18 protein-coding genes are annotated in these 21,916 nt (G+C 69.4%); 14 read left to right on the top strand and 4 right to left on the bottom strand.

What is annotated here, in order from left to right; translation table 11 throughout:
• Window positions 1–32 precede the first annotated feature (32 nt).
• From ACQ3HE_RS13515 to ACQ3HE_RS13500, 4 genes are all read left to right on the top strand, one after another.
• The gene (locus ACQ3HE_RS13515; protein WP_430893142.1) at window positions 33–1,313 is read left to right on the top strand and encodes a GAF domain-containing protein; all 1,281 of its coding nucleotides are present in this window, start codon (window positions 33–35) and stop codon (window positions 1,311–1,313) included.
• Between the two features lie 114 nt (window positions 1,314–1,427).
• The gene (exaC, locus tag ACQ3HE_RS13510; protein ID WP_159879125.1) at window positions 1,428–2,951 is read left to right on the top strand and encodes an acetaldehyde dehydrogenase ExaC; all 1,524 of its coding nucleotides are present in this window, start codon (window positions 1,428–1,430) and stop codon (window positions 2,949–2,951) included.
• Between the two features lie 121 nt (window positions 2,952–3,072).
• Complete coding sequence (locus ACQ3HE_RS13505; protein WP_079707135.1) at window positions 3,073–3,465, top strand: DUF779 domain-containing protein; 393 nt, start codon at window positions 3,073–3,075, stop codon at window positions 3,463–3,465.
• Window positions 3,466–3,630: 165 nt separating this feature from the next.
• Window positions 3,631–5,814, top strand: coding sequence for a DEAD/DEAH box helicase (locus ACQ3HE_RS13500; protein WP_430893141.1), 2,184 nt, complete (start codon window positions 3,631–3,633; stop codon window positions 5,812–5,814).
• Window positions 5,815–5,871: 57 nt separating this feature from the next.
• Here ACQ3HE_RS13500 and ACQ3HE_RS13495 read toward each other — a convergent pair whose 3' ends face one another.
• Entirely contained in the window at window positions 5,872–6,138 is a 267-nt protein-coding gene (locus tag ACQ3HE_RS13495) for a mycoredoxin (protein ID WP_064294490.1), read from the bottom strand.
• A 146-nt stretch (window positions 6,139–6,284) separates the two neighbouring features.
• On the opposite strand from ACQ3HE_RS13495, the gene ACQ3HE_RS13490 reads away from it, so the two are divergent.
• Complete coding sequence (locus ACQ3HE_RS13490; protein WP_064294489.1) at window positions 6,285–7,313, top strand: 6-phosphofructokinase; 1,029 nt, start codon at window positions 6,285–6,287, stop codon at window positions 7,311–7,313.
• Window positions 7,314–7,373: 60 nt separating this feature from the next.
• Here the strand turns inward: ACQ3HE_RS13490 and ACQ3HE_RS13485 are convergent, their stop codons facing one another.
• Window positions 7,374–9,476: a S9 family peptidase gene (locus ACQ3HE_RS13485; RefSeq protein WP_430893140.1), complete on the bottom strand. Its 2,103-nt coding sequence runs from the start codon at window positions 9,474–9,476 to the stop codon at window positions 7,374–7,376.
• 76 nt (window positions 9,477–9,552) lie between these two features.
• On the opposite strand from ACQ3HE_RS13485, the gene ACQ3HE_RS13480 reads away from it, so the two are divergent.
• The 4 genes from ACQ3HE_RS13480 to ACQ3HE_RS13465 all read left to right on the top strand — a co-directional run bounded on the left by ACQ3HE_RS13480 (window position 9,553) and on the right by ACQ3HE_RS13465 (window position 13,945).
• Window positions 9,553–10,392 carry an aldo/keto reductase gene (locus tag ACQ3HE_RS13480; protein ID WP_430893139.1) on the top strand — a complete coding sequence of 280 codons (840 nt, stop codon included), beginning with the start codon at window positions 9,553–9,555 and terminating at the stop codon, window positions 10,390–10,392.
• A 53-nt stretch (window positions 10,393–10,445) separates the two neighbouring features.
• Window positions 10,446–12,290, top strand: a complete 1,845-nt coding sequence (locus ACQ3HE_RS13475; RefSeq protein WP_430893138.1) for a DUF2207 domain-containing protein — start codon at window positions 10,446–10,448, stop codon at window positions 12,288–12,290.
• 144 nt (window positions 12,291–12,434) lie between these two features.
• A complete protein-coding gene (locus ACQ3HE_RS13470) occupies window positions 12,435–13,613 on the top strand; it encodes an inorganic phosphate transporter (protein WP_079707130.1) in 1,179 nt (392 codons plus the stop codon).
• Complete coding sequence (locus tag ACQ3HE_RS13465) at window positions 13,610–13,945, top strand: peptidase (RefSeq protein ID WP_079707129.1); 336 nt, start codon at window positions 13,610–13,612, stop codon at window positions 13,943–13,945. Before ACQ3HE_RS13470 ends, ACQ3HE_RS13465 begins: the two co-directional genes overlap by 4 nt.
• 158 nt (window positions 13,946–14,103) lie before the next feature.
• Here the strand turns inward: ACQ3HE_RS13465 and ACQ3HE_RS13460 are convergent, their stop codons facing one another.
• A complete protein-coding gene (locus tag ACQ3HE_RS13460; protein WP_079707128.1) occupies window positions 14,104–15,381 on the bottom strand; it encodes a uracil-xanthine permease family protein in 1,278 nt (425 codons plus the stop codon).
• A gap of 135 nt (window positions 15,382–15,516) precedes the next feature.
• On the opposite strand from ACQ3HE_RS13460, the gene ACQ3HE_RS13455 reads away from it, so the two are divergent.
• The 3 genes from ACQ3HE_RS13455 (at window position 15,517) to ACQ3HE_RS13445 (ending at window position 19,614) form a co-directional block, all read left to right on the top strand.
• The gene (locus ACQ3HE_RS13455) at window positions 15,517–16,968 is read left to right on the top strand and encodes an NCS2 family permease (RefSeq protein ID WP_430893137.1); all 1,452 of its coding nucleotides are present in this window, start codon (window positions 15,517–15,519) and stop codon (window positions 16,966–16,968) included.
• A 73-nt stretch (window positions 16,969–17,041) separates the two neighbouring features.
• Window positions 17,042–17,944 (top strand): phosphodiesterase, encoded by a 903-nt coding sequence (locus tag ACQ3HE_RS13450; protein WP_430893136.1) that lies wholly within the window; start codon window positions 17,042–17,044, stop codon window positions 17,942–17,944.
• A gap of 191 nt (window positions 17,945–18,135) precedes the next feature.
• On the top strand, window positions 18,136–19,614 hold the full coding sequence (locus ACQ3HE_RS13445) for an aspartate ammonia-lyase (protein ID WP_086474295.1): 1,479 nt from the start codon (window positions 18,136–18,138) through the stop codon (window positions 19,612–19,614).
• 74 nt (window positions 19,615–19,688) lie between these two features.
• Here the strand turns inward: ACQ3HE_RS13445 and ACQ3HE_RS13440 are convergent, their stop codons facing one another.
• The gene (locus ACQ3HE_RS13440; protein WP_370281973.1) at window positions 19,689–20,591 is read right to left on the bottom strand and encodes a fumarylacetoacetate hydrolase family protein; all 903 of its coding nucleotides are present in this window, start codon (window positions 20,589–20,591) and stop codon (window positions 19,689–19,691) included.
• Between the two features lie 329 nt (window positions 20,592–20,920).
• Here ACQ3HE_RS13440 and ACQ3HE_RS13435 point away from each other — a divergent pair, with 329 nt between their 5' ends.
• Together ACQ3HE_RS13435 and ACQ3HE_RS13430 are read left to right on the top strand one after the other, a co-directional pair.
• A complete protein-coding gene (locus tag ACQ3HE_RS13435) occupies window positions 20,921–21,295 on the top strand; it encodes an FKBP-type peptidyl-prolyl cis-trans isomerase (RefSeq protein WP_064294480.1) in 375 nt (124 codons plus the stop codon).
• Between the two features lie 88 nt (window positions 21,296–21,383).
• A complete protein-coding gene (locus tag ACQ3HE_RS13430) occupies window positions 21,384–21,914 on the top strand; it encodes an adenine phosphoribosyltransferase (protein ID WP_124769542.1) in 531 nt (176 codons plus the stop codon).
• Window positions 21,915–21,916: the final 2 nt, after the last annotated feature.

The following is a 21,916-nucleotide window of genomic DNA, read 5'->3' as shown; positions in this document are numbered from 1 at the left end:
AGAACCGGTCGACGTGGATGGGTGGTGGTGAGGTGTCCAGTCCGTGGCTGGCGGCCCCGGCGCGTGCCGAATCGCAGCGCGGACTCGTCCGACGGCTCGTCCGCGAGTCGTGGGAACGGTCGATGGGCCGTCACCTCGACCCGGACAACCTCATGCCGGAGCTCGCCTTCGACGAGGACGAGTTGCGCGACCACCGGCTCGGGCACCCGCTCGCCGGCGTCCTCCCGGTGATCACCAAGCTGCTGGTCAACGACGCGGACGACGACTCCGGCATGCTCGTCGCGGTGGGCGACGCCATGGGCAGACTGCTCTGGGTGGACGGCGACCGTCATCTGCGGCGACGGGCGGAGGGCATGCTCTTCGTCGAGGGTGCCGGGTGGTCGGAGCGGGAGGTGGGGACGAGCGCCCCGGGCACCGCGCTCGAACTCGACCACGGCATCCAGATCCACGCGGCCGAGCACTTCAACCGTCTCGTGCACCCGTGGAGCTGCACGGCGGTCCCGGTGCACGATCCCGAGACCCGGCAGATCATCGGCGTGATCGACATCACCGGTGGCCCGCAGGCGGTCGCCTCACATGCGCTGCCGCTCATGGAGGCGACCGCCGCCGCCGTCGAGTCCGAGATCATGGTGCAGCGGCTGCGCGCGGTCGCCGACCGCCGGTTCGCCGGTCGCCCACGCACGGACACAGCCCGCCGGACGACCACGGTGCGGCCCGGCCTGCAGGTGCTCGGCCGTGACACCGGCCTGCTGGTCGGACACGGGGCGAGTCGACCGACCGAGCTCAGCCGACGGCACGCCGAGATCCTGACCCTGCTGGCCTGGCACCACCAGGGCCTGAGCGCCGACGCGCTCGCCGGGCTGCTCTACGACGCGGACGAGGCGGCGGTCACCCTCCGGGCGGAGCTGGTCCGGCTGCGGAAGGTGCTCGGCGGGACCGCGCCGACACTCGTGCCGGCCTCGCGGCCGTACCGGCTCACCACCCCGCTCCAGCTCGACGCCCACCAGGTGCTGTCCCTCCTCGACCGCGGCGCCCACCGCGCCGCGCTCGCCGCGTACCCGGGCCCGCTCCTGCCGGACTCCACCGCCCCCGGTGTCGTCGACCTCCGCGACCGGGTCGCGACGCGCCTCCGCGAGGCGATGCTGACCGACGCCTCGGCGGACCTGCTGCACGACTACATCCGGACCGCGGCCGCGCCCGACGACGTCGAGGTCCTGCAGGCCTGCCTCCGACTGCTGCCGCCGCGGTCACCGAAGCGCGCCGGCCTCGTCGCCCGCATCGAGGCGATCGACGCCGAGCTCTCGGCGCCCTGACGGCCGATCCGGTCCGCGGTCCTCGACGCAACCTCCTGCAACCTCCGGCCGACTAGCGTCGACGGCACGCACCTGAGCGGTGCGCCACCGACAACGTCGTCGACAAGGAGTGACATGACCGTCTACGCCAACCCGGGTACCGAAGGTGCCGTGTTCAGCTACGCCCCCCGCTACGACCACTTCATCGGGGGCGAGTACGTCCCGCCCGCGAACGGGCAGTACTTCGAGAACCAGACCCCGGTCACCGGAGCCGTGTTCACCGAGATCGCCCGAGGCACCGCGGCCGACGTGGACCGAGCGGTCGAGGCGGGATGGAAGGCGTTCCCCGCCTGGTCGAAGACGAGCGTCGCCGAGCGCGCGGTGATCCTCAACCGCATCGCCGACCGCATGGAGGAGCACCTCGAGGAGATCGCCGTCGCCGAGAGCTGGGAGAACGGCAAGCCGGTCCGCGAGACCCTGGCCGCCGACATCCCCTTGGCGATCGACCACTTCCGCTATTTCGCGGGGGCGATCCGCGCTCAGGAGGGCGGCATCTCGGAACTCGACCACGACACGGTCGCCTACCACTTCCACGAACCGCTCGGCGTCGTCGGACAGATCATCCCCTGGAACTTCCCGATCCTCATGGCCGTGTGGAAGCTCGCACCGGCGCTCGCCGCAGGCAATTGCGTCGTGCTGAAGCCGGCCGAGCAGACCCCGGCGTCGATTCATCTCATCGTCGACCTCGTGAAGGACCTGCTGCCGGCCGGCGTGCTCAACGTCGTCAACGGCTTCGGCATCGAGGCCGGCGCCCCGCTGGCCTCCCACCCGCGGATCCGGAAGATCGCGTTCACCGGTGAGACCACGACCGGTCGCCTGATCATGCAGTACGCGAGCGAGAACCTCATCCCGGTGACGCTGGAGCTCGGCGGCAAGAGCCCGAACGTGTTCTTCGAGGACGTGGCGCGCGAGCACGACCAGTACTACGAGAAGGCGCAGGAGGGCTTCAGCATGTTCGCCCTGAACCAGGGCGAGGTCTGCACCTGCCCGAGTCGGGCGCTCGTCCAGCGCTCCATCTACGACGGCTTCGTCGGCGACGCGCTGACCCGCATCGGCACGATCAAGCAGGGCAACCCGCTCGACACGGACACGATGATCGGTGCCCAGGCGTCGAACGACCAGCTCGAGAAGATCCTCTCCTACATGGACATCGGCAAGCAGGGCGGCGCGAAGCTGCTCATCGGCGGCGAGCGAGCCGACCTCGGCGGTGAGTTGAGCGGCGGGTTCTACGTCCAGCCGACCGTCTTCGAGGGGACGAACGACATGCGGATCTTCCAGGAGGAGATCTTCGGGCCCGTGCTCGCACTCACGAGCTTCGCTGACTACGACGAGGCGATCTCCATCGCGAACGACACCCTCTACGGCCTCGGCGCCGGTGTGTGGAGCCGTGAGGCGACGACGCTGTACCGGGCCGGGCGGGCGATCGAGGCGGGACGCGTCTGGTCGAACACCTACCACCAGTACCCGGCGCACGCGGCGTTCGGCGGGTACAAGCAGTCGGGGATCGGCCGGGAGAACCACAAGATGATGCTCGACCACTACCAGCAGACGAAGAACCTGCTCGTGAGCTATGCGGAGGGGCCGATGGGCTTCTTCTGATCCACATCCCGGTCCCTGAGCCCCCACCCGGTCCCTGAGCTTGTCGAAGGGCGCCCTTCGACAGGCTCAGGGACCGGCGGAGGGGCAGGGCCGGATGCACGACACGACGAAGGAGGACACCATGACCGGACGGGTCGACGTCACCGACGCTGCGGCCGCACTGGTGCGGGAGATGACCGCGCTGCACGGACCGCTCATGTTCCATCAGTCCGGCGGATGCTGCGACGGGAGTTCGCCCATGTGCTACCCCGTCGGGATGTTCCGCACGGGCGCGGTCGACGTCCTGCTCGACACGCTCGACGTGCCCGGGCTCGACGCGCCCGTCGAGGTCTACATGTCGCGTTCCCAGTTCGAGTACTGGAAGTACACGCACCTGACGATCGACGTGGTGCAGGGGCGCGGCAGCGGGTTCAGCGTCGAGGCCCCGACGGGGCAGCGGTTCCTCATCCGTTCCCGCATGCTCGACGACGCCGAACTGGAGCGGTTCGGACTCGTCGACAGCGCGCCGGACTGAGCGCTCGCGACCGATGCGGCCGATGGCGTAGACTGGGCACACGCCCGTCGGGCGCCCGTGTCGGTCTCGTGCAACGCTCTGTTGCTCCACGACGACCAGTCGGGCCCGACGCCCGTCTCTTCCGGCCCCTCGGCCGATGAGGCTCTTCGACTGCTCAGGAGGAGCATGCCGCACACCGGCCAGCAACGCCGTTCCCAGGGGCGTTCCAGCACCCGTTCATCTGGCCGCTCGAACCCCAGAGGATCCTCGTCGCGTCACGACGACGACGCGCCGATCATCCCCATCCTCGCCCGCAAGGTGCGCGAGGTCGAGGCGAAGGCGCAGAAGGGCAAGGTCGGGCCAACCAACCGCACCAAGTACCAGGTGATCGCGTTCCTGGTCCGTGAGGAGCGCGCGCGGGTCAAAGCCGACACCACCTACAGCGACGCGACCCGCGCGGAGCTGTTGAAGCGGCTCGACGGCGTCGCGACGATCCTGGCGAAGACGGCCGCCCGCGACACCTCGCTCATCCAGCTCCTCGAGGCCGACGCCGCGACGAGCCCCGTCGCGCAGCGGCTCCGGCGCGACTGGCTCCTCGAGTCGGGCGCCGAACTCAGCGCCGACGAACTCATCATCACCGTCGAGAAGCCCGTCGTGGAATCAGTCGTCCCGGCCGAGCTCGTCGAGAAGCAGGTCATCCCGCAGTCGGTCAAGGCACGTCAGTTGGCGAATCCGTTCCTCGCCCCGGACTTCAGCCAGGCGGCACCGCAGCCGACCGTGCGTCGACGACTCGACAGCTGGGAGCTCATGGGCCCCCTGTACAAGGCGTTCGAGCTCGGTTCCGGCGGGGGAGCGGCCTCGATGGACCTGCCCGACGCCCCGAAGCTCGACCGGCTCTCGCCGCGCGGCCTCGAGGTCATGAAGCACCAGGCGCGCTTCGTCGAGAGCGTCCGTGAAGGACACCGTTCCTTCCTGCTCGCCGACGAGCCGGGCCTCGGCAAGACCGCGCAGTCCGTCCTCGCCGCCTCGGTCGCCGAGGCGTACCCGCTCCTCGTCATCGTGCCGAACGTCGTCAAGATGAACTGGGCGCGCGAGGTCGAGCGCTGGACGCCGCATCGACGCGCCACGGTCATCCACGGCGACGGCCAGGCGCTCGACGCCTTCGCCGACGTCATCATCGTGAACTACGAGGTCCTCGACCGCCACCTCGCCTGGCTCGGGACGCTCGGCTTCCGCGGCATGGTGGTCGACGAGGCGCACTTCATCAAGAACCTCCACTCCCAGCGCTCGCAGCACGTGCTGTCACTCGCGAACCGGATCCGGAAGGCGACGCCCGGCCAGGACCCGCTGCTGCTCGCGCTGACGGGTACGCCGCTGATCAACGACGTCGAGGATTTCAACGCCATCTGGCAGTTCCTCGGCTGGATCAAGGACGGCAAGCCGACCGCCGAACTCATGGAGCGGCTCGAGGACACCGGCCTGACCCCGGCCGAGCACGCCTTCTACGCCGCCGCGCGGTCCGCCGTCATCGACATGGGCATCGTGCGCCGCAAGAAGCTCGACGTCGCCAAGGACCTGCCCGCCAAGCGCGTCGCCGACCTCCCGGTCGAGCTCGACGACGAGGCGATCCGGTCCATCCGCGACGCGGAGGCCGAGCTCGGGCAACGGCTCAAGTCCCGCTACGTGCGGGTCCTGGAGTCGCGTGGTGAGCGCGTCGACGCGCTGCACGAGCCGAACACCGACCTCATGCGCATGGTCGCCCAGGCCGAGCTCGACGAGTCCAAGGCCGCCGGTGGCACGGAGAACGTGTTCACCATGATCCGCAAGATCGGTCAGGCCAAGGCCGTCCTCGCCGCCGATTACACGGCGCAGCTCGCGAGGTCCGTGGGCAAGGTCGTGTTCTTCGCGAAGCACATCGACGTCATGAACGCGGCCGAGCAGTTGTTCGCGGGTCGCGGCTTGAAGACGGTGTCGCTCCGCGGCGACCAGACCGCGCAGGCGCGTCAGGCCGCGATCGACGCGTTCAACACCGATCCGGAGGTCGCGGTCGCCGTCTGTTCGCTCACCGCCGCCGGCGTCGGCGTCAACCTGCAGGCCGCGTCCAACGTCGTGCTCGCCGAGTTGTCCTGGACAGCCGCCGAGCAGACCCAGGCGATCGACCGCGTGCACCGCATCGGTCAGGAGGAGCCGGTCACCGCCTGGCGCATCATCGCCGCGCACACGATCGACGCGAAGGTCGCGGAACTCATCGACAGCAAGCAGGGACTGGCCGCTCGCGCGCTCGACGGAAGCGACCAGGACGTCGCGTCGGTCGACTCGGTGCAGCTGAACGCCCTCGTCCACCTGCTCCGCGAGGCACTGGGCGCCTGACGGCCGGTTCGTCCGACCGGGTGACCACGGGTCGCCCGGCCGGACGTCGTCGGCTGGTCAGACGCCGAGTGCCGCCTTCACCTGAGCGAGCGACGGGTTCGTCGCGGTCGAGCGGTCGGGGAAGATCACCGTCGGGACCGTCTGGTTGCCGCCGTTCAGCGAGGCGACGAGGTCGGCGGTCCCCGGGACCTGCTCGATGTCGACTTCGGTGAACGGGATGCCGGCTGCGGACAGCTGATGCTTCAGTCGGGCGCAGTACCCGCACCAGGTCGTGGAGAACATCGTGATGCCGCCATCGGCGGGCAGGTAGTCGTCGGCACTCATCCCAGCAGCCTAACCCCGGTGGACGAGGCACCGACCCTCTGGGCCGGAGGACCGTCCGCGCCGGATGAAGCACCGTCGGCGAGACGGTATTGTCGGGGATGACTCCCGGCACCTGAGGTGCCCCGATCCCCATGAGGACTGTTGATATGAGAATTGGTGTGCTCACGAGCGGCGGCGACTGCCCCGGCCTGAACGCGGTCATCCGAGGAGCGGTCCTCAAGGGGACGAAGATCCACAACCAGGAGTTCATCGGCATCCGCGACGGCTGGCGAGGAGTCGTCGAGGGCCTGACGATGCCGCTCGATCGCCACAGCGTGCGTGGTCTCGCCAAGCAGGGTGGCACCATCCTCGGCACGAGCCGCACCAACCCGTTCGAAGGACCGCACGGCGGCCCGGAGAACGTCCAGCACACCATGGACCGGCTCGGCATCGACGCGCTCATCGCCATCGGCGGAGAGGGCACGCTCGCCGCGGCGAAGCGGCTGACCGACGCCGGCCTCAAGATCGTCGGCGTCCCGAAGACGATCGACAACGATCTCGACGCCACCGACTACTCCTTCGGCTTCGACACCGCCGTCGAGATCGCGACCGAGGCCATCGACCGTCTCCGGACGACGGGCGAGTCCCACAAGCGGTGCATGGTCATCGAGGTCATGGGCCGGCACGTCGGCTGGATCGCCCTGCACGCCGGTATGGCGGCGGGTGCCCACGCCATCCTCATCCCGGAACAGCCGCAGTCGATCGAGCAGATCTGCGAGTGGGCGGACAGCGTCTACCAGCGCGGTCGCGCTCCGATCATCGTCGTGTCCGAGGGCTTCACGCTCGACACCATGGAGACCGCGCACTCCGAGAAGGGACTCGACGCGTTCAACCGTCCCCGTCTCGGCGGCATCGCCGACGTGCTCGCACCCGAGATCGAGCGCCGCACGGGCATCGAGTCCCGCGCGACCGTGCTCGGCCACCTGCAGCGCGGTGGCGTCCCGAGCGCCTACGACCGCGTGCTCGCCACCCGCCTCGGTATGGCCGCCATCGACTCCGTCATGGCCGGCGACTGGGGCACGATGATCGCACTCCGCGGCACCGAACTCGTCAACTGCCGCTTCGAAGAGGCGCTCGGCAAGCTGAAGACCGTGCCGCAGGAGCGCTACGACGAAGCGGCGATCCTCTTCGGCTAGACACCCGCCGCACCGACGACGCCCCTGCTCCGGACGGAGCAGGGGCGTCGTCGCTTCCGATCAGGCCGGATCGGTGTCCGTGAGTTCGAGCACATCGAGCAGCCAGGCGAGCTCCTCGGCGCGCTCACGCCACGCGTTGTAGCGGCCGCTCACTCCGCCGTGCCCGGCGCTCATCTCGATCTTCATCAGCGCCGGTGCACCGGCGTCCCGCAGACGGGCCACCCACTTCGCGGGTTCCACGTACAGCACGCGGGTGTCGTTGAGGCTCGTCGTCGCGAGGATGCGCGGGTAGCGCTTCGCCGGGTCGACGTTCTCGTAGGGGCTGTACGCCTTCATGTACGCGTAGACCTCGGGGTCGTGGAGCGGATCGCCCCACTCGTCCCATTCGATGACCGTCAGGGGGAGCGACGGGTCGAGGATGCTCGTCAGCGCGTCGACGAACGGGACGCCGGCGAGGATGCCCGCGAAGCGGTCGGGAGCACGGTTCGCCACGGCGCCCATGAGGAGGCCACCGGCGCTGCCGCCCTCGGCGACGAGCCGGGCAGGCGTCGTCCAGCCCTCGCGGATGAGGTGGTCGGCCACGTCGACGAAGTCGCTGAAGCTGTTCTGCTTGTGGAGCTTCTTGCCGTCCTCGTACCAGTGACGCCCGAGTTCGCCGCCGCCGCGCACATGGGCGATCGCGAAGGTCACGCCGCGGTCGAGCATCGACAGCCTCGCGATCGAGAAGGACGGGTCCATGCTGGCCTCGTACGAGCCGTACCCGTAGAGGTGGAGCGGCCCTGGCCCCTGGACACCGACCCGGCGCACGATGGAGATCGGCACGCGGGTCCCGTCCACGGCCGTCGCCCACTCCCGGAACTGCTCGTAGTTTGCCGGGTCGTAGTCGCCGAGGACCGGCTGCTGCTTGCGCACGAAGCGTTCGCCGGACCGGACGTCGAGTTCGAGCACCGTTGACGGCGTCACGAGGGACCCGTATCCGAACCGGAGCATCGGTTGAGCCCACTCGTTGTTGCCGTGCCAGCCCACGGTGGACAGCGGTTCGTCGAAGGCGATCTCGTCGATGTCGCCACTCGTCGGGTCGAGCAGGCCGATACGCGTGAGGCCGTCGCGCCGATAGGAGACGGTGGTCACGGCCTCGAACGCCTCGACATCCTCGAGCCGGCGCTCGCTGCTGTGCGCGACGACGACCCGCGCCGTGCCGAGCGGATCCGAGAGTGGCACCTCGACGAGCTCGAAGTCCGGCGCGTCCCGGTTGTGCAGGATGAGCAACCGGTCTGCGCCGTCGGCCACCCGGTGTTCGACGCTGTACTCGACGCCGTCGGTCCGCGGCCAGACGATCCGCGCCTCCTCGGACAGTGCGTCGGCGGGGACGAGCCGGGTCTCGCTCGTGACCGAGGAGCCGGCCTCGATCAGGAGCAGCGCGCGGCTGCGGGTGAATCCGGCGCCGACCCAGAACCGCTCGTCGGGCTCGTGGAAGAGGACCGTGTCGTCGTCCTGGGACGTCCCCACCCGGTGCAGGTGCACGGTGTCTGGGCGCCAACTCTCGTCGACCGTCGTGTAGACGATGGCGGTGCCGTCGGGGGAGAACTCCGCCCCGCCCGCGGTCCCGAGGAGCTCGTCGTCGAGGTCGACGCCACTCGCGAGGTCCCGGACACGGACGGCGTACCGCTCGTCGCCTTCGACGTCGACGCCGTAGAGCAGTCGCGTGCCGTCGTCCGACACGTCGAAGCTGCCGAGGGAGAAGAACTCGTGGCCCTCCGCCTCGACGTTGGCGTCGAGGATGATCTGCTCGCCGGGGGCCGCGCCGCCCTCGGGCAGGGTCGGCGGCGTCCAGTCCTCCGGGTCGGCGACCGGGATGCGGCACTGGATGCCGTACTGGCGGCCTTCGACACTGCGGCCGTAGTACCACCACGCACCGGAGCGGGTCGGGACCGAGAGGTCGGTCTCGAGCGTGCGTCCCTTGATCTCCTGGAAGATGCGCTCGCGCAGTCCGGCCAGATGGGCCGTCTCCTGCTCGGTGTAGGCGTTCTCCGCCTCCAGGTGCGCGATCACCTCCGGTGACTCCTTCTCACGGAGCCACTCGTACGGGTCCACCACGGTGTCGCCGTGATGGGTGCGTTCGGTCGGTCGGGTCTGGGCACGGGGGGCAGAGAGCTTCGCCATGGTCCAACGCTAGTCGAGGCGCGCCCTCCCAGCCCGCTCGGAGCCATCCGAGGGCCGCCGGGTCTAGCGTGGGGTGATGACGACCATCCCAACATTCGCGCTCAACGACGGTTCGAGCGTCCCCGCGATCGGTTTCGGCACGTACCCCCTGCGAGGCCGCGAGGGCACCGACGCCACGCTGTCCGCCATCGACGCAGGCTACCGACTGATCGACACCGCCGTGAACTACCGCAACGAGGACGCCGTCGGCGCCGCGGTCCGCGAGACCGACGTCCCCCGTGACGAACTCGTCGTCGCGACGAAGCTGCCCGGCCGCGACCACGGCTTCGAGGAGACCATCACCTCGTGCCGCGGATCTCTTGCCTCGCTCGGCCTCGACCACATCGACCTGTACCTCATCCACTGGCCGAACCCCTCCGTCGGCCGCTTCGTCGAGTCGTGGAAGGCCATGATCCAGCTGCAGCGCGAGGGCCTCGTCCGCAGCATCGGCGTCTCGAACTTCACCGAGGAGTTCCTGACCCGCCTCGCCGACGAGACGGGTGTGCTGCCGGCCGTCAACCAGGTCGAGCTGCACCCGTACTTCCCGCAGGAGGAGCTCCTCGCCTTCCACCGCGAGCACGGCATCGTCACCGAGGCGTGGAGCCCGCTCGGCAAGGCACAGGCGCCGTTCGCCGAGGAACCCGTCGCAGCGGCCGCCGCGGCGCACGACGTCTCACCGGCGCAGGTCGTCCTCCGCTGGCACCACCAGCGCGGCGTGCTCCCGATCCCGAAGTCCGCGTCCCCGCAACGCCAGCGCACGAACATCGACGTGTTCGGCTTCGAGCTCAGCGACACCGAGGTGCAGGCGATCACCGCACTCGGGCGGACCGACGGCAGGCTCTTCGACGGAGACCCCAACACCCACGAGGAGATGTGAGTCCCGGCGGGCGCGTCCGCGCGCCCGCCGGCACCCCTCCTAGACTTGGCCGGGTGAAGCCCAGACGTCGTCGCCTGTCCCCGGTCCGTGCCCGCTCCTCGCGGGTGCTCCTCGTCGCCCTGGCCCTGGCGGTGGGTGCACCACTCGTCGCGACCCTGGCGAGCGCGCCGCCCGCCGCGGCCGACGCTCGGACCGACGTGTCCGACTTCACCTTCGCGTCATTCGACGGCGACTACACCCTGAGCCGTGGCGGCGACGGTCAAGCCGAGCTGCGCGCGGTCGAGACCTTCGTCGCGGAGTTCCCCGACTCCGACCAGAACAAGGGCATCATCCGAGCGATCCCGGACGAGTTCGACCGGGCACCACTGCACACGGAGATCGTCTCGGTGACCGACGCCGACGGTGCGCCCGTGGAGTGGGAGACCGACCGCGACGGTGACTTCCTCGAGCTTTCGCTCGGGACGGACGACTACGTGCGCGGCACGCAGAGCTACGTCATCACCTACACGCAGCACGGCGTCGTCGGCGCCTATCGCGACACACGCTCCGACGAGTTTTACTGGGACGCACCCGGGACCGGCTGGGACCAGCCGTTCGCCGACGCCAGCATGACGGTGCGGGTCGCGCCCGACATCGCCGACGCGCTCACCGGTGACGGCGCCTGCTACCGCGGGGATCCGGACGACAGCTCGCCGTGCGACCTCTCCCAAGCGGAGGACGCCGACGGAGACGTCTTCACGACCTCCTCCGTCCCGCTGCAGGCCCGGCAGACGCTGACGGTCGCGATCGGGTTCGAACCGGGCACGTTCGTCCAACCGGCCCGCCCCGGCGAGGCGCCGGTCTTCTCCATCGTCCCGATCGTCCTCGGCGCGCTGTCGGCCGCGGGGCTCGGAGCACTCCTGTGGATCCGACTGCGCTTCTGGCGGGACCACCCCGGTCGTGGCGTCATCGTGCCGCAGTACTCCGCCCCGAAGCAGATGAACCTCCTGCTGGCGGGCGACCTCGCCGGTCGCGCCGCCTCGTCGATGGCCGCCGAGATCGTCAGCCTCGCCGTCCGCGGCAAGCTCCGGATCGTGGACGGACCGGGCAAGAAGGACTACTCCCTGCAGTACCTCGACGACAGCGCGACGGATGAGCAGGAACGACGCGTGCTCGCCGCGCTCTTCCCCGACCGGAACCGACCGCGGGAGATGAAGGAGGTCGACCCGGCGCTCGGCAAGGCGGTCACCGCGGAACTCGCGGCCGCCAAGCGGAACGCCCTCGACCTCGGCCTCCGACGCTCGGTCTCCTCCGGGCGGGCGTGGATCATCGTGGGGGCGCTCGCCGTCCTGGGCGTCGCCGGGATCGTCTTCTTCGGGGTCGCCTACTCCCAGCGAGCGGACAACGGCTGGTCGGTCGCCGCGCTCTTCGTGACCGGGATCGCGCTGCTCGCGGGGATCGTGTTGGCCATCGCGCCGAAACCGCTCACCGCCACCGGTGCCGATGCGCGGGACGAGTTGCTCGGCCTCCGCGACTACCTCGCGCTGGCGGAACAGGACCGCTTCCGCATGTTGCAGAGCCCCGACGGTGCCGAACGGGTGGACCTCGGCGACCCCGGCCAGCTCGTCCGGGTCACCGAACGCCTCCTGCCCTTCGCCGTACTCTGGGGCGTGGAGCGCGAGTGGGCCAAGGAACTCGGTATCCGCTACGAGCAGGCCGGGAGTGCGCCGTCGTGGTACGCCTCGAACACCCCGTTCCAGGCGGCGATGTTCGCGAACGCGTTCTCCGGCTTCTCCGGATCGGCGTCGAGTACGTCGGCGTCCTGGTCGACCAGTGGGGGAGCGAGCTCGTCCGGCGGCTCGACGGGTGGCGGCTTCGCGGGCGGCGGCGGAGGCGGCGGAGGCGGCGGCGGGCGCTGATCGGCGTCGAGTTGACCTCGACCGGGCAGGGTGTAAGGATCGTGTACGGCGGGTGAACCGCCCGTATCCAACACGTGAATTCCCCCCAAACATCTCGTCGGGGAGCACTGTGTCCGTATTCGCTCCGCCTCGAGAAAGACACCAGTGGAACTCGTTACCCTGACTGTCGTGCTGGTCATCGCACTGGCACTGTTCTTCGACTTCACGAACGGGTTCCACGACACGGCGAACGCCATGGCGACCCCGATCGCCACGGGCGCCCTCAAACCGAAGACCGCCGTCCTGCTCGCCGCGATCCTCAACCTCGTCGGTGCGTTCCTGTCCACGGAGGTCGCGAAGACCATCTCGGGTGGGCTCATCCGAGAGGGCGAGGGCGGCATCCGGATCGGACCGGAGCTGATCTTCGCCGGACTCATCGGCGCGATCGTCTGGAACATGCTGACCTGGCTCCTCGGTCTGCCGTCGTCCTCCAGCCACGCGCTGTTCGGCGGGCTCATCGGCGCGGCGATCGTCGGCGCCGGCTTCGGCTCGATCGACTTCGGTGTCGTCCTCTCCAAGGTCATCCTCCCGGCGTTGATCGCCCCCGTCACGGCGGGTCTGGTCGCCTACTCGGCGACGAAGCTCGCCTACCGGATCACGCGCCGCTACGACGGCAAGCCCGACGGTCGCGACGGGTTCCGGTACGCGCAGATCTTCTCCTCGTCCCTCGTCGCCCTCGCGCACGGTACGAACGACGCACAGAAGACCATGGGTGTCATCACGCTCACCTTCATCGCGGTCGGGGTGCAGGCGGTCGGGACCGGCCCCGAGCTCTGGGTCATCGTCGTCTGCGCCCTCGCCATCGCGCTCGGCACCTACATGGGCGGCTGGCGGATCATCAAGACCATCGGCACAGGGCTCACCGACGTCAAGCCGGCGCAGGGCTTCGCGGCCGAGACGAGCACCGCCGCCACGATCCTCGCGTCGAGCCACCTCGGCTTCGCCCTCTCCACCACGCAGGTCGCCTCCGGCTCCGTCATCGGCTCCGGCCTCGGGCGACGCGGATCGAAGGTGCGCTGGGGGACCGCCGGGCGCATCGCCCTCGGCTGGTTGATGACCCTGCCCGCGGCCGGCATCGTCGGGGCACTCGCCGCCGCCGTCGCCCACCTCGGCCTCGTCGGCATCATCATCGACGCCGTGGTGGGGGTCGGTGTCATCCTCACCATCTTCCTCATCTCGCGCCGGAACCAGGTCGACCACAGCAACGTCGTCAGTGAGGTCGCCGACTCCGGTCGTGCGGTCAAGATCAAGCGCAACCCCAAGCCCAAGAAGGTGAAGAAGTGATCGACTGGGCAGCATTCCTGATCGTCTTCGCGACGTCGCTCATCGGTGCGACCGCGATCGTCAGTCTGTACTCCCTCGGGCTCCGGCTCCTGACCACCGCCGGGCGCGTGCCCGTGGTGGCGCCGGCCGAGTTCACCGATGCGATCACGGTCATCACGCCGGAGGAGGCCGCGAAGGCGGCGAAGCGGGCCGCGAAGGCCGCTCGGAAGAACCCGTTGACTCCGGCGCAGCAGAACCTGGCCCGCGCCGGTGCCTACGCCTGCTTCGCCCTGTGTGCGGCGGCGGTCCTCTTCGGCATCTACCTGATCGTGCCGTTCTTCCACCAGGGCTGACCCCTGGGGTTCGCCAGCGCACCGCGCTGACGCGAACCGCACCTACCCGGCGTGAGCGCGGGTCACACGCGTGGGCGCGGGGCTCCAGAGACCCGCGCCCACGCGTACGACCGGCGCTGACGCCAGCGCACCGCGCTGACGCAGCCGCACCGGACGGGTCAGGCGGTCTTCCGCCAGCGACCGATGGTCGTCATCACGTGGTAGATGACGATCGCGGCGATCGTGCCGAGCGCGATCCCGTTGAAGCTGACGTCGCCACCCGCCACCCAGGTGAAGTCCGCGATGCCGATGATGAGCGCCGTCGCCGCGGTGAACTGGTTGACGGGCTTCGAGAAGTCGACCTTGTTGTCGAGCCAGATCTTCACGCCGATGATCCCGATGAGTCCGTACAGGGCCGTCGTGACGCCGCCGAGGACGCCCGCCGGGATGGTGTTGATGACCGCACCGACCTTGGGGGAGAGGCCGAGGAGGACCGCGAACAGACCGGCGACCCAGTAGGCCGCCGTGGAGTAGACCCGAGTCGCCGCCATGACGCCGATGTTCTCGCCGTAGGTCGTCGTGCCCGAACCGCCGCCGAAGCCGGCCAGCATCGTCGCCAGACCGTCGGACAGGAGCGCGCGACCGGTCTGCTTGTTCACCGAGGCGTCGGTCATCTGCGCGACGCCCCGGATGTGCCCGACGTTCTCGGCGATGAGGACGAGCACGACGGGGAGGAACGCCGGGAGGACCGCCCAGACCGCCGGGTTCGAGATCGGGTTGTCCGCGAGGTGGAACTCGGGGAGGCCGACCCACGCGGCGTCCGCGATCTTCGAGAAGTCGATCTCCTGACGGATCGCCGCGACGATGTACCCGACCACGACACCGATGACGATCGACAGTCGGCCGAGGATCCCGCGGAAGACGACGGTCGACAGGATGACGGCCGCGAGCGTCACGAGGGCGGTGATCGGAGCCGCCACGAAGTTGTTCTTCGCGGCGGGGGCGAGGTTGAACCCGATGAGCGCGACGATGGCACCGGCGACGACCGGCGGCATGAGCGCATCGATCCACCCGGTGCCCGTGACCTGCACGATGACGCCGACGAGCGCCAGGAGGAGCCCCACCGCGAGGATGCCGAAGAGGGCGCTGCCCATGCCCTGGCTCGCGACCGCGGCGGAGATGGGGGCGATGAAGGCGAATGACGAGCCGAGGTAGCTCGGCACGCGGTTCTTGGTGATGACGAGGAACAGGATGGTGCCCACACCCGAGAAGAACAGCGTCGTGGTGGGCGGGAACCCGGTCAGCACGGGGACGAGGAACGTGGCGCCGAACATCGCGACGACGTGCTGCATGCCGAGGCCGATGGTCCGCGGCCAGGTGAGCCGTTCTCCGGGGCCGACGATCGCGTGGGTCGGGACGTGCTTGCCGTCGCCGTGCAGAGTCCAGGGCAGCGCCATGTGAGCTCGATTCCGTGAGGAGGGTGCTGGGTAAGGGGTCCAGCCGATCGTAGCGGCACCCTCGCATCCCGGTCGTCGCGGGGCGGTCCGCCGTGCCGGTACGCTGGTTGCTTCGATGCAGACCCAGGAGGTCCAGTGACCACGACGCCCACCGCTCCGCGCTCGTTCCGAGAGCGTCTCGACGGTTTCTTCGAGATCAGCAAGCGCGGTTCGACCGTCGGAGGCGAGGTGCGCGGCGGCCTCGTGACCTTCGTCGCGATGGCCTACATCGTCATCCTCAACCCGATCATCCTGAGCGGCTCGGCCGACGTCACCGGTGGCCAGCTCGGCTTCGCCCAGGTCGCCGCCGTGACCGCCCTGACCGCCGGCGTCATGACGATCCTCTTCGGTCTCGTGGCGCGGCTGCCGTTCGCCTTCGCGGCCGGACTCGGCATCAACTCGTTCCTCGCGGTCAGCGTCGTCGGTCAGGTCACCTGGGCCGAGGCGATGGGCCTCGTCGTCATCAACGGGCTCATCATCGTCCTGCTCGCGGCGACCGGACTCCGCGCCATGATCTTCAATGCGGTGCCCATCCAGTTGAAGATCGCGATCACGGTCGGCATCGGCCTCTTCATCGCCTTCATCGGCTTCGTCGACGCCGGCTTCGTCCGCTCGACGGGCGCCGGTTCGCCGCCCGTCGGCCTCGGGATCGAGGGCTCGGTCGCCACCGTGCCGACCGCCGTGTTCGTCATCTCCCTGCTGCTCACGGGCGTGCTCGTCGCGCGCAAGATCAAGGGTGCCCTGCTCAGCGGCATCGTCGCCTCCACGATCATCGCCATCATCGCCGAGGCCGTCTTCAAGGTCGGCGCCTCCAACGGCGGCGAGAACCCCGGTGGCTGGAACCTCAGCGTCCCGACCCTGCCCACCCAGGTCGTCGGGATCCCCGACCTCAGCCTGCTCGGCCAGGTGAGCTTCGGCGGCTTCGAGCGCATCGGCGTCCTCGCCGCGCTCATGCTCGTCTTCACCCTCGTGTTCACGAACTTCTTCGACGCCATGGGCACGATGACCGGGCTCTCGAAGGAGGCCGGTGTGGCGGACGCCAAGGGCGACTTCCCTCGACTCCGCTCAGCGCTCATCGTCGAGGGTGTCGGCGCGGTCGCCGGTGGCGCGACCTCGTCCTCCTCCTCGACCGTCTTCATCGAATCCGGCGCGGGCATTGGCGAAGGGGCTCGGACCGGCCTCGCGAACCTCGTGACCGGCGCGCTGTTCCTGCTCGCCATGTTCTTCACGCCGCTCACGCAGATCGTGCCCTCCGAGGTCGCCGCCGCCGCGCTCGTCATCGTCGGGACGCTCATGATGTCGCAGATCAAGGACATCGTCTGGACCGAGTTCTCGGTCGCGCTCCCGGTGTTCCTGACGGTCGTCGTCATGCCGCTGACGTACTCGATCGCCAACGGCATCGGCGCCGGCTTCATCGCCTGGGTCGTGCTCCGCTCCCTGTCCGGGAAGGCGCGCGAGATCAGCCCGCTGCTGTGGGTCGTCGCAGCCGGGTTCCTCGTCTTCTTCGCCCGCGGACCCATCGAGCAGCTCCTCGGCGTCGCGTCCTGACCGTCCGCGGTCGGCCGCCCTCTGGTGGTCGACCGCGGCGGAGCACGTCGGCGGTGGCTCCTAGACTCGGACCATGACTTCCGACGTCCGTTTCGGTCAGTACCCGGCTCCCGACAGGGTCATCGTCCATCTGAGCGACCCGCACCTCCTGGCCGACGGCCGACGCCTCTACGACGCGGTCGACGTGCAGGCCAACCTGGAACAGGCCCTCCGTCAGATCGAGCGGATGCAGCTCCGGCCCGACGCGATGGTGTTCACGGGCGACCTCGCGGATCTCGGAGAGGCCGACGCGTACCGTCGGCTCCGGGAGCGGGTCGAGCCCGTCGCCGAGCGACTCGGCACCACCATCGTCTGGCTCATGGGCAACCACGACGAACGGTCGGTCATGCGGACGGCGCTCCTCGACCTCCCGGCAGGGGAGCAGCCGCTCGACGCCGTCTGGGACTTCGGCGGCTTGCGCGTCATCGGCCTCGACTCGACCGTCCCGGGGTGGCACCACGGCGAGCTCGAGGACAGCCAGCTGCAGTGGCTGGAGTCGGTGCTGGCCACGCCGGCGCCGCTCGGCAGCATCCTCGCCATGCACCACCCGCCGGTGCCGTCGAGCATCCCGTTCTTCGACATCCTCGAGCTCCGCGACCAGCACCGGCTCGAGGCCGTGCTGCGCGGGAGCGACGTCCGGGCCATCCTGGGCGGCCATCTGCACTACTCCACCTCGAGCACCTTCGCCGGCATCCCCGTGCAGGTCGCCAGCGCGAGCTGTTACTCGATGAACCTCTCGCTCCCGTCCGCGGAGGTGAACGGGATGTTCGGCGGTCAGTCGTTCAACCTGGTGCACGTCTACGACGACCGCATCACCCACTCCACGGTCCCGCTCGGTGACTACACCACCGCCGACACCTTCAGTGCGGCGTTCATCGACCGCATGGCAGCGCTGAGCCCTGCCGAGCGGCTGGAGGCGTTCTCGCGCAAGCGGTGACCCACGGGCGCTGAACCGCAGACACGGAACCGCAGGCACGGAACCGTCTCGGGTCCAAGACACCGCAGAGGCATCGCGGATCGCACCCGGCTACGCTGGAAGGGACATCCACCCACCAGGCAACGGAGCCACGAGTGACGATCAGCACCACCAGCAGCAGCATCCCCACCACCCTTGGAGCAGACGACGACATGGCGGACAGGACGAACAGCGACGAGACTCGGACGGAGTCGGATTCACTCGGTTCGATGGAGATCCCGGCCGACGCGTACTGGGGCATCCACACGGCACGCGCGCTCGAGAACTTCCCCATCACGAAGCGTCCGATCTCCGTCTACCCCGACCTCGTCGTCGCCATCGCGAGCGTCAAGCAGGCCGCCGCCCGCGCGAACGCCGAGATCGGGGTCCTCGACCCGGCGAAGGCGAACCTCATCGACCGCGCGTGCCAGATCATCATCGACGGTGACTTCCACGAGGAGTTCATCGTGGGCGTGATCCAGGGCGGTGCGGGTACGTCGACGAACATGAACGCGAACGAGGTGATCACGAACATCGCGCTCGAGCTCGCCGGTCATGCCAAGGGCGAGTACCAGTTCCTGCACCCGCTCGACGACACCAACCGGTCGCAGTCCACCAACGACGTCTACCCGACCTCGATCAAGATCGCGCTCGCGTTCTCACTGCAGTTCCTCCTAACGGAGCTCGGCCTGCTGCGCGACTCGTGCAGCGCGAAGTCCGTCGAGTTCTCCCACGTCCTCAAGGTCGGGCGCACGCAGCTCCAGGACGCCGTCCCGATGACCCTCGGGCAGGAGTTCCACGGCTTCGCCACGACGCTGAACGAGGACTACGACCGCCTCCACGAGACCCTCTGGCTGCTCGCCGAGGTCAACCTCGGCGCCACCGCGATCGGGACGGGGATCACCGCCGACCCGCGCTACGCGGAGGCGGTCGTCCGTCACCTCAACCAGATCACGGGCCTCGCGCTCACCACGGCACCCGACCTCATCGAGTCGACGAGCGACGCCGGCGGGTTCATGTCGTTCAGCGGCACCCTGAAGCGGAGTGCCATCAAGCTCTCCAAGATCTGCAACGACCTGCGTCTGCTGTCGAGCGGTCCGCAGGCCGGCCTCGGCGAGATCAACCTGCCGCCCCGACAGGCCGGATCGAGCATCATGCCGGGCAAGGTCAACCCGGTCATCCCGGAGGTCGTGAACCAGGTGGCGTTCAGCGTCGTCGGCGCCGACATGACGGTCACGATGGCGGCCGAGGCCGGGCAGTTGCAGCTCAACGCGTTCGAACCGGTCATCGCCCACTCGCTGCTGCAGAGCATCGTCTGGATGGCACAGGCGTGCAAGACGCTGCGGGTGAACTGCATCGACGGCATCACGGCGAACGAGGAACGGCTCGAGGTGATGGTCGGCGCGTCCGTCGGCGTCATCACCGCCCTGACCCCGTTCATCGGGTACCAGTCCGCTGCGGCGCTCGCGAAGACCGCGCTGCTGACGGGCCGCAACGTCGCGGACCTCGTGGTCGAGGCCAACCTCATGACGCGCGACGAGGTGACGAAGCAGCTCTCGCCCGCGCGGCTCTCGGGGATCGAGGCCATCACCTCGGCCATCCCGATCATCGACCTGCCGATCCCGGGAGCGGACTCCGACCCGAGCCGCTGACCGACGCGGCTGTACACGACGAAGCCGTCCGGACCAGGGTCCGGACGGCTTCGTCGTGTGCTGTGGGGGAGTCGTTACCCGGCGGTGACCGTGCAGTGCGTCGTGAGCGATCCGACGCCTTCGACGGACACAGTGACGGTCGCGCCGTCGGTCAGGAAGACCTGCGGGTCGCGCGAGTATCCCGCGCCGCCCGGGCTGCCCGTCGAGATGAGCGTTCCGGGCAGGAGGGTCGCGGAGCCCGACAAGTGTTCGATGAGCGTCGCGACGCTGCGGACCATGTGACTGGTCGAGGAGTCCTGGAGCGTCACGCCGTCGAGGACGGTCGAGATGTGGAGGTCCTGCGGGTCGGGGATCTCGTCCGCGGTCACGACGACCGGGCCGGTCGGGGTGAACCCGTCGAACGACTTGCAGCGTGACCACTGTGCCTCGGAGTACTGGATGTTGCGGGCGGTGATGTCGTTGACGACGGTGTACCCGAACACGTACCCGAGAGCATCGGCCGCATCGACGTCGCGAGCGGCCCGGCCGATGACGACACCGAGCTCCGCCTCGTAGTCCACCTGCTCGCTGATCGCCGCCGGCCAGCTCGTGGTGCCTTCGTGACCGGTGAGCGAGTTCGCCCACAGGCCGAAGATGGTGGGGGCGTTGTCGGTCTTGAGGTTGAGCTCCTGCGAGTGCGCCGAGTAGTTGAGCCCGACCGCGAGGATCGTCGGCGGACGGAGGACCGCGGACGCGTGGACGAGCCCGTCGAGGGGTTCTCCGCTGACACCGTGGGCGAGCGAGGTCTCGACGAAGCTCCGCACGCGGTCCAGCTCGGCGGGGCCGCGCTCGATGAGCTCCTGGAGGTCGCGCGGGGCGTCCTCGAGGATCTCGTCGAGGAACACCGCCCCGGTGTCGCTGATGACGGCGAGTCGGACCCGCGGCTCTGCGGGGGTACTCGGCTGGTGGTCTGTGGCGACGAAATGGGCGAACTTCACCCGTCTACGGTATCGCAGGCGCGTCGGGCGCGGGCGTTGTGGACATACCGGTCCGAGCTGCGGATGCCCGGACACGACGGAACGGGATGCGAGGCGGATCCCCGGGCGACGGCCCCGGACAGACTCATCGCCCGGTGCTGCGGCAATGCCTGCGAGTCGCCCGGGCGATGAGTTGGTCTGTGCCTCCAGCATGCACCCGGGTGCCACGGCCCGCAACCCCCAAGTACCGGGCGCAGCGCCACGACCACCCCACCCGGCGTCGGCCCGGGGCGTCACGCGCTCAGCGAAATCCGCGTGAACCGATCAGGCGGAACTGCTTGGATGGAGTCATGACCGATTCAGCACGCACCAAGCCCGAGGTCGACGCCCCCACGGGCCCGGCCCCCACCGAACTCGTCATCGAGGACATCTTCCTCGGCGAGGGCGACGAGGCCCAGGCCTCCTCGACCGTCGACGTCCACTACCTCGGCGTCGGCTACGACTCCGGCGAGGAGTTCGACTCCTCCTGGAGCCGCGGGCAGTCCATCAACTTCCCGCTGCGCAACCTCATCCAGGGCTGGCAGCACGGCATCCCCGGCATGAAGGTCGGCGGCCGTCGCAAGCTCACGGTCCCGCCGGAGCTCGCTTACGGCCCGGCCGGCAGCGGCCACCAGCTCTCCGGCCAGACGCTCGTCTTCGTGATCGACCTCCTGGGCGTCAAGTAACCATCCGCAGGTCACCCCTCGTCTCTCTCGACCGACGCGTCGCTGAGGCGAGGGGTGTCGCATGTCTCCCAGACCGAACGAGGACCACATGACCACCGCAACCCAGTACGTCGACCGCCTGACGGCGACCATTCCGGACTTCCCGACGCCCGGCATCCTGTTCCGCGACCTGACCCCGGTCTTCGCCGACGCCGACGCCTTCCGCGCAATCATCGACGAGCTGGCGGCGCGCTTCGAGGGTCGCTTCGACGCGGTCGCCGGTGTCGAGGCCCGCGGGTTCCTGCTCGCCGCGGCGGTCGCGTACGCGACGCACACGCGGCTGGTCCCCATCCGCAAGGCGGGCAAGCTGCCGGGCGAGGTGCTCCGCGAGGACTACGGCCTCGAGTACGGTGCCGCCGCCCTGGAGTTGCGCACCGAGCAGCTACCGGCCGGGACGCGTGTGCTCATCCTCGACGACGTGCTCGCGACGGGCGGCAGCTGCGGCGCGGCGGTCAACCTCATCGAGCGCGCCGGATACGAGGTGGCAGGGCTCGGGCTGGTGCTCGAGCTCGAGGGACTGCCCGGCCGGGCCTCGCTCAGCGGTCGCGACGTCTTCTCGATCGCCACGGCCCCCGCCTAGGC

Source organism: Plantibacter auratus (assembly GCF_050587365.1).
Classification (GTDB): Bacteria; Actinomycetota; Actinomycetes; order Actinomycetales; family Microbacteriaceae; genus Plantibacter; species Plantibacter auratus.
The sequence above is the reverse complement of the archived record's forward strand: the minus strand, read 5'-3'. Positions and strand labels throughout refer to the sequence as shown.